At 66.5% G+C, this 2,415-nt stretch carries 1 protein-coding gene; it reads left to right on the top strand.

Going from position 1 to position 2,415, the window contains the following annotated elements:
- Positions 1-2,126, top strand: a 2,126-nt coding sequence (locus tag KWI83_RS37580; RefSeq protein ID WP_218518856.1) for a beta-L-arabinofuranosidase domain-containing protein, incomplete at its 5' end; no start/stop codon positions are given.
- Positions 2,127-2,415 lie beyond the last annotated feature (289 nt).

Raw genomic sequence — 2,415 nt, 5'->3', positions numbered from 1 at the left:
ATCTCGTGCGACTGTTCGAGAAAGCATGGGCGAACGTCCCGGACGGGGGCGACTACGTGGCGAAGTTCCAGACGCCGGGCAGCCTGTTCGCCGCCTTGGGGCCAGCGGCCCGGTGGGAGCGGCTGCACAGCCTGCAAGCAGTGGGCGAGCTGTTCCGGATTACCGGTGAGGAGCGGTATCGCCGGGCCCTCATCAACGCCTGGCAGGGCATCCGCGCATTCGACCGGCACAGCACCGGTGGGTTCTCCGCAATAGAGCGGGCGACAGGCAACCCCTTCGATCCCCGTCCGATCGAGACGTGCGCCACCGTGGCCTGGATGGCGCTGACCGTCGACATGCTCCGCATGACCGGCTCCTGCGAGCCGGCCGACGAGCTGGAACTGTCGACCTGGAACGCGGCGTTGGGCGCGCAGAGCCCCGACGGGCGGTGGTGGACCTACAACACCCCGATGGGAGGCATCTCAACCTCGGGCATGGACGTGATGCCCCTGCCTCATCCACTCCATCGGGAACCCGTGTTCGAGGGCACCCGCAGACCCACACCCCACGACCTGGGTTTCCAGGACCGGCCCGGCGCTTCGTACCTGAGCTGCTGTGCCGTGAATGGTCCACGAGGCCTGGGCATGCTCTCAGAGTGGGCGGTAATGGCTGCCGCGGACGGCATCGTCGTGAACTTCTACGGCCCCTCGCGCTTTACCCTCCTGACGCCGAGGGGCAACCAGGCCACCATCGAGCAGCGCACCCGCTATCCCGTGCACGGCAGAGTCGAGTTGGTTGTGACACTGGCCCAGAACGAGGCCTTCACCATGCGGCTGCGGGTACCGTCGTGGTCGACGACGACCACGGTCGCTGTCAACGGGGCCTCCCGCCCCGGGGTCGTCGCGGGTAGTTACCACATCATCGAGCGGACCTGGCGCTCGGGTGACACGATCGGGTTGGAGTTGGACCTGAGCCCCAGAGCCTTGATCGGCGCGGACCCACCACCTGGTTGCGACCCGGCCAGCGGCAAGGGAGCCCGCGGACGCCTCGCGCTGTATCGGGGACCTGTCCTGCTCGCCTACGACGAACGCCACGACCACTTCGACATCCACACGCTCCCGCCAGTGGCCGCCACGGCGCAGCTCACCCTCGACCAGTCCGCCCCTGCGCCGCAGGACACGCGCATGGTGCGCGTGCGCGCCCAAACCGACGCCGGTGAAGTCAACCTGGGCGACTTCGCGAGCGCCGGGATGCCGGGCACTGCGGCCGTCGGACTAAACGACGTCGAAGGCCGGGTGTTTCAGTTCGGCCGAAACGACGGCTCGGTCATCGCCCAGCGGATCCGACTGCTCGCCGATGGAACCATTCAGGGGCACACGCACCCAAACGAGGCGCGCTGGGGCCGGGAGAACGGCGCACTGGTCTTCTTTACCCGTGACGGGCGAGCCTCGACCCGCTTTGTCTGGGACGCCCGAGAGGACGGGCGCATCGTGCTGCGTGGCTCCTTCGAGTTCGACGGGCGCATCGTCCACGAACTCCGCGAAGTAGACCTGACGGTCGAAGGGAAATGGTTTCAATTCGCCAGAGCGGACGGGTCGGTCATCACCAGCCTCCTTCGGCTCCGTGCCGATGGCACCATCGAGGGGCACTCACACCCCAACGAGCGCTCATGGGCACAGGAGGGTGACACTCTCGTCTTCCACAACGGCGACGGCCGTGTCACGACGCGTTTCACCGACACCCATTCACAGTTCGGTCGAGTCGACCATTCGGGACCTTTCCTCCCCAACCCGAAGATCACGCACCAACTGCGCCAACTCGACCCCGAAGCCACCGGCAAGGTCTGGCAATTCCGCCGACCGCATTCCTTGCCCATCAGCATCCTGCTGCACGTCGACGGCAGCATCGAATCCGACCACCCGAACGAGACGTTCTGGGCCATGGAAGGGAACCAGCTCGTGTTCTTCGATCCGGCTCGAAGGCCTACGACGAGATTCGCTCTGGGAAAGGATCCGGATGGACGCATGACCTGGACCGGTAAGTTCCTGCCCGACCCGGCCACCACGCATCAGCTGGTGGAGTGGAACATCGATCTGACCTGGGGTGAGAGCAGCCGATACGTCTCCTGGTTGCCAGGCGGGAATTGAATACGAGCTCAGCGCCACACCACCCGTACTGCGAGCTGCCCCAACACGTAGACGGCCACCGCCTCACCATCGCGCGCCTTGAGCCGGAACGGCCAGGGACTGGTGTTTCTGCACACCTCGGCGCCACCGCTCTCGTCGCCCGATCACCGTGGCCGGCTCGTACACACGCGTGCTCGCGCACGTGGGTGCGCGAGCACGAACACTCAGGGCCTGTGGCCGGACGCTACTACGCAGCCTCCTCCCGTTCCTCCCCCCGCCGATAAACAACCGTGGCGGGTAGCAGGCGCAG

This window comes from Streptomyces sp. TRM70350 (assembly GCF_019219825.1).
In the GTDB taxonomy this organism is placed as follows: Bacteria; Actinomycetota; Actinomycetes; order Streptomycetales; family Streptomycetaceae; genus Streptomyces.
Note: the sequence above shows the minus strand (reverse complement) of the source record. Positions and strands in the feature narration are given on the sequence as shown.